The sequence below is a fragment of the Kitasatospora sp. MBT66 genome, assembly GCF_000710405.2.
Lineage (GTDB): Bacteria > Actinomycetota > Actinomycetes > Streptomycetales > Streptomycetaceae > Kitasatospora > Kitasatospora purpeofusca.
In genome coordinates this window covers 814,202-818,154 of sequence record NZ_JAIY01000010.1, presented here as the reverse complement: position 1 = coordinate 818,154, position 3,953 = coordinate 814,202, and the positions used below count along the sequence as shown (strand labels likewise).

Genomic DNA, 3,953 nt, shown 5'->3' with positions numbered 1-3,953 from the left:
CGAGTACGCCGAGGTCTCGGCGCTGCTCGCCGAGCGGGCCCGGACGCTGGGCGCGGGGCCGCCCCCGCTGCCGCTCCGGGCCGGCTACCGGAACCTGCTGCTCGGACCGGTGGACCGGGCCGGGCGGTCCACCGCCACCGCCGAGCTGACCGTCACGGTGACCGGGTACGACGAGCAGCCGGTGGTGCACCCGCGCTGGCTGACGCTGCTGCGGACCGCCGGCGGCCCGCGGATCGAACGCGAGGAGGGCGCCGGGGGGCCGCCGCCGCTGTGGGACCTCGGCACCGTCGGGGCGGCCGCCGGGGCGCGCTGCCTGGTGCTCGGGGTGGACGGCGCGGACACCGACGGCCCGGCCGCGCGCGCGGGGGCGGCCGTGGTCGGCGACCGGGCGGTGTCCGCCGTGGAGACGCTCTGGGGCAGCTCCTGGGCGGGCCGGCTGCTGCTCGAACTGCCCGCCACGGGGGAGCAGTTCGCCCGGCTGCTGGCGGACGACCGGCCCGGCTGGTCGGACCTCGCCGCGGTCACCGTCTCGGCGCCGGGCGCGCCCCTGCACGCCCCGGCCGACCGGGTGCTGGTGAACCCCGAGGTGTACGCCCGGCTGAGCGACTTCGGCCGGCAGGTGGTGGTCACCCACGAGGCGGTGCACGTGGCGACCCGGGCCGACACCCGGGCCTGGACACCGCTCTGGCTCTCCGAGGGGGTCGCCGACTGGACCGGCTACCGGGACTCCGGCCGCACGGCCCGGCAGATCGCGCCGGAGCTGGCCCGGGACGTCGCGGCCGGACGGCTGCCCGTCGCGCTGCCCGCGGACGCCGCCCTCACGGCCGGCGGGGAGGGCCTGGCGCAGGCCTACGAGCAGTCCTGGCTGGCCTGCGACCTGATCGCCCGCCGGTACGGCCCGCAGCGCCTGGTGGCGCTCTACCGGGCGGTCGGCGCGGTCGCCCCCGGGGCGGACCGGGAGGCCTGGCTGGACGGGCTGTTCCGGGACCGGCTGGGCCTCGGGCTGGCCGAGTTCACCCGGCTCTGGCTCGCCGAGGTCCGCGCCCTGGCGGGCTGAGCCGGGCGCTCCGGCGCCGTCCCGACCGGCCTTGTCCGCCCGGGGTCAGCGCCGTTCGCTGGGGGCGGCCGCGGGCCGTGCCGTGCCGTCCACGCCGTCCAGCAGGTCCTGCTCGTACGCGATGCCCGGCCGCACCGAGAACGCGGCGGCCGGCACCGGCTCCGGGCGGGCCAGCACCACGGTGGCCGGGACCCGGTCGGTGCGCCGGGTCGAGCGCCAGAGCCGGATGCAGGACAGCACGGTCGCGACCAGCAGCAGCAGATTGCGGGCGGTCAGGACGGCGATCGCGCCGGGCCTGCTGGCGACCACGTCGCCGAAGACCAGCGGGAACTCCACCAGGGTCAGCGGTGTCGCGGCCAGGATCAGCAGCGCCACCGGCCGCTGGCTGGTGCCGCGCACGGTCAGGCAGACCGCCGCCGCGCCGACCAGCCAGACCAGGTACTGCGGGCTGATCACCCGGCTGGTCACGGTGAAGATCAGCAGTGCGGCGAGCGCCGCGTCGTACATGGTGGCGGCGTTGCGCCGGCGGGCGGTGAAGCGCCACAGCAGCAGCCAGCCGAAGCCGAGCACGGTACCGGCCAGCATCACCTTGCTGACCAGCGGAACCCACGGCCCGAGCATCTCGACCGAGCCGTAGTTCATCATCACCTTGCCGTCCCAGCCGCCCGCGATCCGGGCGAAGTGGATCGGCAGCGCGCCGACCGACTCCACCTCGATGCCGCGGTCCTTCTGGAACGTCAGGAACTCGAACGCGCCGTTCATCCCCGCCGCCAGCAGGAAGCCGATCGAGGCGGTGGTGGCGGCCGCGGCCGTCCAGGACCGCCGGGTGCGGCGGCCGGAGGGGGTGCCGATGAGGCCGAGCAGCGGCCAGATCTTGACGATGCCGCCGAGCCCGAGCAGCAGGCCGCCGATCGCCGGGCGGCGGATCAGCGCCAGCAGGCCGGCCACCGCGATCGCGGTCACGATCACGTCGTAGCGGTTGTAGATCATCGGGCCGAGCAGCGGGACGCCGGCCACCCAGACCCAGGCGCCGGTCAGCGCCCGGCCCTTGCGCAGCCCGGTGCGGACCAGCAGGCCCATCGCGAGCGCGTCGGCGATGCCGCAGATCACCCAGAAGGAGACCAGGTACGACCAGGGCAGCAGGCCGGGCAGCAGGATCACCAGGGCGGCGCCCGGCGGGTACTGCCAGGTGACGTCGTCCAGCGGGAAGGTGCCGGTCTGCAGCACGCCGTACCAGCCGTGGTAGATCAGCCAGACGTCGGCGGTGATGTCCCCACCGGGCATCCGGAGCACGCCGGTCACCAGGAGCATCAGCAGCGTCCGGGTGGCCACCCAGCTCGCGCCGAGCGCCAGCAGCGCGCCGGAACGGCCGGAGGGGCGCGTGGTGCGCTGCACGGGCTCGCGGCGGACGGCGAGCGCCGTGCCGGAGCCCTCGGCGCCGCTGGGTGTACCGGACTCGGTGGCCGGGGCCAACTCCACAACGCTCCCTCGTTCGTCTCGGACGTTCCGTCGGCGGCGCCGCGCGACGGACGCCCGGGCAGTCCGGGCGGGTCGGGACCGGCCGCCACCGCGGGGCCGGGCCGGACACGCCGACCACCCTTGTCCTAGGACAGACCCGGGGAGGGAACGGTTGCCTTGCACGGATCCGTTCCCGGCGGGTCGTCGTGTTGACCTATCGTACGGATCACCCAGCGGTACACCGAGCACCCCCCGACCGAGCGAGCCGTGGCCTGATGCACAAGACCTTGATCGTCACCAACGACTTCCCGCCGAGGCCCGGCGGTATCCAGGCCTTCGTGCACAACATGGCCGTCCGTCAGCCCGCAGGAAGCATCGTGGTGTACGCCTCCACCTGGCGCGACGGCACCGAGGTCGCGCGCTTCGACGCCGAGCAGCCCTTCCCGGTGGTGCGCGACCGTACGAAGGTGATGGTTCCCACACCCCGGGTCACCCGCCGGGCCGCCGAGATCCTGCGGGCGGAGGGCTGCGACTCGGTCTGGTTCGGCGCCGCCGCGCCGCTCGGGCTGATGGCCCCCGCCCTGCGCCGGGCCGGGGCCGGCCGGCTGCTCGGCATGACCCACGGCCACGAGGCCGCCTGGGCCCAGCTGCCGGTGGCCCGGCAGCTGCTGCGCCGGATCGGCGAGGGCACCGACGTGCTCACCTACCTCGGCGAGTACACCCGCTCCCGGATCGCCGCCGCGGTCGGCCCGGAGCCGGCCGCGCGGATGGCGCAGCTGCCGCCCGGCGTGGACGAGCGGACCTTCCACCCGGACTCCGGTGGCGCCGCGGTGCGCGAGCGGCTCGGGCTGGCGGACCGCCCGGTGGTGGTCTGCGTCTCCCGGCTGGTGCCGCGCAAGGGGCAGGACACCCTGATCGAGGCGATGCCGCAGATCCTCGCCGAGGTGCCGGACGCCGTGCTGCTGATCGTCGGCGGCGGCCCGTACCGGGCGGAGCTGGAGAAGCTGGTGGACGCCCGGGGCGTGCGCTCCGCCGTCCGGTTCACCGGCTCGGTCCCGTGGGAGGAGCTGCCCGCGCACTACGGCGCCGGCGACGTCTTCGCCATGCCGTGCCGCACCCGGCGCGGGGGACTGGACGTCGAGGGGCTCGGCATCGTCTACCTGGAGGCCTCGGCGACCGGCCTGCCGGTGGTGGCGGGGGACTCCGGCGGCGCGCCGGACGCGGTGCTGGAGGGCGAGACCGGCTACGTGGTGCCGGGCGGCACGCCCGCGGCGGCGGCGGAGCGGATCGTCCGGCTGCTGCGGGACGAGGAGCTGCGGCGGCGGATGGGCGAGGCCGGACGGCGCTGGGTGGACCGCTCCTGGCGCTGGGACCTGCTGGCGGGGCGGCTGACCTCGCTGCTGGCGGGCTGAACGCCCGGCCCGACGCGCACGCGGCT

At 76.3% G+C, this 3,953-nt stretch carries 3 protein-coding genes; 2 read left to right on the top strand and 1 reads right to left on the bottom strand.

The features are described from left to right. Positions 1 to 1,057, top strand: a 1,057-nt coding sequence (locus tag BI06_RS28335) for a hypothetical protein (protein WP_158516468.1), incomplete at its 5' end; no start/stop codon positions are given. 45 nt (positions 1,058 to 1,102) lie between these two features. On the opposite strand, the gene BI06_RS28330 is transcribed toward BI06_RS28335, so the two are convergent. Further along, complete coding sequence (locus BI06_RS28330) at positions 1,103 to 2,536, bottom strand: glycosyltransferase family 87 protein (protein ID WP_063795026.1); 1,434 nt, start codon at positions 2,534 to 2,536, stop codon at positions 1,103 to 1,105. 254 nt (positions 2,537 to 2,790) lie between these two features. Between BI06_RS28330 and BI06_RS28325 the strand changes: the two genes are divergently transcribed. After that, positions 2,791 to 3,927, top strand: a complete 1,137-nt coding sequence (locus tag BI06_RS28325) for a glycosyltransferase family 4 protein (RefSeq protein WP_043472401.1) — start codon at positions 2,791 to 2,793, stop codon at positions 3,925 to 3,927. The last annotated feature ends 26 nt before the right edge of the window (positions 3,928 to 3,953 follow it).